Here is a 4,072-nt window from a genome sequence, read left to right as displayed (position 1 = left end):
GGCCCCAAGATCCCGGGTGGTCCTCCGGGCTCGGCCGACGCCGACGGCGACCGCTTCATCGAGATCTGGAATCTCGTCTTCATGCAGTTCGAGCAGCTCCCCTCCGGCGAGCGCATCGACCTGCCGAAGGCCTCGGTCGACACCGGCATGGGCCTCGAGCGTATCGCCGCCGTGCTGCAGGGCACGCATGACAACTACGAGATCGATCTGTTCCGCAACCTGATCGCCGCCATCCGCGACGAGAGCCGAAAGCTCGGCGCCTCCGACAACCCCGACGGCGTGGACGTGAAGCCCGCCCGCCGCGTCATCGCCGATCACCTCCGCGCCACGAGCTTCCTTATCGCCGACGGCGTGCTGCCGTCGAACGAGGGGCGCGGCTACGTGCTCCGCCGCATCATGCGCCGCGCCATGCGCTATGCGCACCAGCTCGGCTGCAGCGACCCGCTCATGTACCGCCTCGTCCCCGCGCTCGTGCGCGAGATGGGCGCGGCCTATCCCGAGCTCGGCCGTGCGGAAGCCCTCATCGCCGAGACGCTGAAGCTCGAGGAGACGAAGTTCAAGAAGACCCTCGGCAACGGCCTGAAGCTGCTCGGCGAAGCTTCCGCCAGCCTCAAGCAGGGGGCCACCTTCCCGGGCGACGTCGCCTTCAAGCTGTACGACACCTTCGGTTTCCCGCTCGATCTCACCGAGGACGCGCTGCGCGCCCGCGGCATCGCCGTCGATACCAAGGCCTTCGACGCCGCCATGGCCAAGCAGAAGGAGGAAGCGCGCCGCGCCTGGAAGGGCTCGGGCGAGGCGGCCACCGAGGAGATTTGGTTCGAGCTCAAGGAGGAAACCGGCGCCAGCGAGTTCCTCGGCTATGACACCGAGAACGCCGAGGGCGAGATCCGTGCGCTCGTACGCGACGGCAAGCCCGTGAAATCGCTCAAGGCCGGCGACGAGGGCGTCCTTGTCCTCAACCAGACGCCGTTCTACGGCGAGAGCGGCGGCCAGGTCGGCGACACGGGGCTGATCAAGGGCGCCAAGGGCGCGCTGTTCCGCGTCACCGACACGCAGAAGAAGCTCGGCGATCTGTTCGTGCACGTCGGCAAGGTGGAGAAGGGCAGCTTCAAGGTCGACGACGCCGTCGAGCTGGAAGTCGATCACGCACGCCGCACGGCGACGCGCGCCAATCACTCGGCAACGCATCTTCTCCACGAGGCGCTGCGCCAGGTGCTCGGCCTGCACGTCGCCCAGAAGGGTTCGCTCGTCTCGCCGGACCGCCTGCGCTTCGACTTCGTGCACACGAAGCCGATGAGCCCCGAAGAGATCGCTGCCGTCGAGAAGCTTGCCAACGAGATCGTGCTGGAGAACAGCCCCGTCGAAACGCGCCTGATGGCGGTGGAAGACGCGAAGGCCTCCGGTGCCATGGCGCTCTTCGGCGAGAAGTACGGCGACGAGGTGCGCGTCGTCGCCATGGGCCACGTTGCACCTGGATCGAATAAGGCTTGGTCGGTGGAGCTGTGCGGCGGCACGCACGCCCGCCGCACCGGTGACATCGGCCTCGTCAAGGTCGTGGCCGAAAGCGCGAGCTCCGCCGGCGTGCGCCGTATCGAGGCGCTGACCGGCGACGGGGCCCGCGCCTATCTCGCCGACGCCGACGCGCGCCTCAAGGAAGCGGCCGCCGTACTGAAGACGCGCCCCGAGGATCTGGTCGAGCGCCTGAAGGCGCTGGTCGATGAAAGAAAGACGCTCGAGCGCCAGCTCGCCGATGCCAAGCGCCAGATTGCGCTCGGCGGCGGGGCAGGGTCCGGCAATGGAGCCGCGGCTCAGGCCGATGCCGTGCGCACCATCGGCAGCGTCAAGCTGCTGGCCCGCTCGGTGCAGGGCTTGAACCCCAAGGACCTGCGCGGGCTTGTCGATGACGGCAAGAAGCAGGTCGGCTCCGGCGTCGTCGCCATCGTCGGCGTCACGGAGGACGGCAAGGCCGGGCTCGCCGTCGGTGTCACCGAGGACCTCGTCAAGACCTGGAGCGCCGTCGATCTGGTGAAGGTCGGCGCGGAAGCGCTCGGCGGCAAGGGCGGCGGCGGACGGCCCGACATGGCCCAGGCTGGCGGCCCGGACGGGGCCAAGGCTCCGGACGCGCTCGCCGCCATCGAAGCCCGCCTCGGCGCCGGCGCGTAGTCCTCTCCACACCCCAAGCAGGAGAAGCAACGTCGAGCGCCGAATGGAGCCCCGTTCCCTCTCCTGCGCATGAAGCATGGAGCCGCAAGGAAGCGGAGACGCCAAGGCGCCCGCCCCCTCACCCTCTCCCCTCGGGGAGAGGGTGAGGGGGCGGGCGCGGATGAAGGGGCGCTCAACTGTTTCCGCCTCACGGCTTCAGCGCCACGGCGAGCTTGAAGAGTCCCCACGAGAGCGGTCGTCGCGCATGCCGCCAGAAGCAGGCGATGAGCGGCTTCGACAGGATGTCCCAGAACATCAGCATCCCCACCGTCGTGGCGATGTCGCGCCACGTCAGCTCCGGCATGGCCAGCACGAGATCCAACAGCGTCGGATCGAGCACGAGATCGAACAGCAGCTCGGTGGATTGCGAAGCCATGACACCCTCCCTCTTGGATCGCGGGGAGGAGCTTGGGAACATCCTTAAGATGGGCCAGCGCGAAGGGGAAAAGTATGAGCAACCCGAGCGCTTTGAATGACAGCGGCAAGAGCGCGTCTCAAGCGCTGCCGCCCGTGCGCGAATGCATCGAATTCAAACGAATGACGCCTCGGAGCAGCAAAAGAAAACATAATAGAAACAGCATATTAATTATGATAACTTCGAGTAGAATATAAAGAATAGAGCGGACGCAACGCAGCGCGCTTGCGACGCTTCGCATGAAATGCAATAGAAAGAAATATACGCATTCGCGCCCGACGCACCGCGAATGCAATGCCATTCGATTTCATTCGTCCGGGGTAGAGCCGATGCCGGCCGACGGGACCACAGGCGCACCTGCAGACGACCGCGTGCAGCGGATTTTCTCGGCCTTCGCGCGCGAGGTGTTCAACCCCATGGTGGCGCTCAACGGCGTTGCGCCGAGTGAGCGGCGCCTGCTGCTGGACGAGATCCGCCGCCGCCTCGATGTGGTCGAGCAGGTGATCGACACGGCCGAAGCCGCGACCTTCTCGGGCACGGGATACGGCATGGCCGCGGGCGTGCCGCTCTCGGTCGAGCCGTCCGCCGCCGAGACCGATGCCGACGGCGCCGCCATCGACGAGATCGGCCGCAACCAAAGAAGCCGTGTGCGCGAGCTGGTGGTGCTCGAGATCCTGGCCCAGGAAGCGAAGGCCTATTCCCTTCAGCAGATCATGAGCGGGCTGACGCAGCGCGGCTTCAAGGAGGACACCTCCTCGGCCGTCGTCTCCCAGCTTCACCGGCTCAAGAAGCAGGACCTGATCCGTCAGCCGGCGGCCAGCACCGGCATGTACGAGATCACCAATGCGGGCCTCGGCCATGCCCGCACGCTGCGCTCGAGCTTCGGGCCCTACCTGCCGCTCTGAACGAGCCCCGACCGGACGCAGATCGGCAATGCAACCCATGCATGGCAGAAAGAATAATAAGAACAAAGATTTGCGCTATTCCGGTCGGTCCCGGGAACCGGCGCGGCAAGTCGTCCGTTGACGGGGCGCAGGCGGGTCCTTATTTCCCCGCCGAACCTCGCCGGGCTAGGTAATTTCCCGGTGTCCCCTAGGGGATGGCGACTCTGCTAAATTGGCCATCTGTTGGGGGAAACTGATAGCGAAAATCATGAGCACCGCATCGCGCGCCAGCGCGCGCCTCGAACGTTTCGCCGAAGCAGTCCGCTGCGGCATCCTTCGTCTGATCCACGGCAAGGGCTGGGCCTGCGCCGACTACCAGCGCCGTCACACCCCGCTCGCCGGCCCGCGCCCCGGCGCCCGCCTCGACTAGGGCCATCGCTCACTGCTTCGCTGCAACGAGCGGCGCAATCGCTTGAATGCGGTTGGTCCAGATGCCGCCGTCGTAGCTGTCGGGAAGCTGCCCAACATCGAAAGCCGTATCGACGCCTGTCGAGAAGTCTCCGCCCGTGTA

At 66.4% G+C, this 4,072-nt stretch carries 4 protein-coding genes; 3 read left to right on the top strand and 1 reads right to left on the bottom strand.

Annotated features, from left to right (window positions below; all coding sequences use genetic code 11):
* A partial coding sequence (gene alaS, locus QZV93_RS17175) for an alanine--tRNA ligase (protein WP_295559910.1) occupies positions 1 to 2,163 on the top strand: 2,163 nt, incomplete at its 5' end.
* Between the two features lie 187 nt (positions 2,164 to 2,350).
* On the opposite strand, the gene QZV93_RS17170 is transcribed toward alaS, so the two are convergent.
* Positions 2,351 to 2,578, bottom strand: coding sequence for a hypothetical protein (locus QZV93_RS17170; RefSeq protein ID WP_295559908.1), 228 nt, complete (start codon positions 2,576 to 2,578; stop codon positions 2,351 to 2,353).
* A gap of 368 nt (positions 2,579 to 2,946) precedes the next feature.
* Between QZV93_RS17170 and QZV93_RS17165 the strand changes: the two genes are divergently transcribed.
* Positions 2,947 to 3,522: a hypothetical protein gene (locus tag QZV93_RS17165; RefSeq protein WP_295559906.1), complete on the top strand. Its 576-nt coding sequence runs from the start codon at positions 2,947 to 2,949 to the stop codon at positions 3,520 to 3,522.
* Positions 3,523 to 3,769: 247 nt separating this feature from the next.
* A complete protein-coding gene (locus QZV93_RS17160; protein ID WP_295559904.1) occupies positions 3,770 to 3,931 on the top strand; it encodes a hypothetical protein in 162 nt (53 codons plus the stop codon).
* Positions 3,932 to 4,072 lie beyond the last annotated feature (141 nt).

The organism is uncultured Hyphomicrobium sp. (genome assembly GCF_902826555.1).
GTDB lineage: Bacteria > Pseudomonadota > Alphaproteobacteria > Rhizobiales > Hyphomicrobiaceae > Hyphomicrobium_C.
Note: the sequence above shows the minus strand (reverse complement) of the source record. Positions and strands in the feature narration are given on the sequence as shown.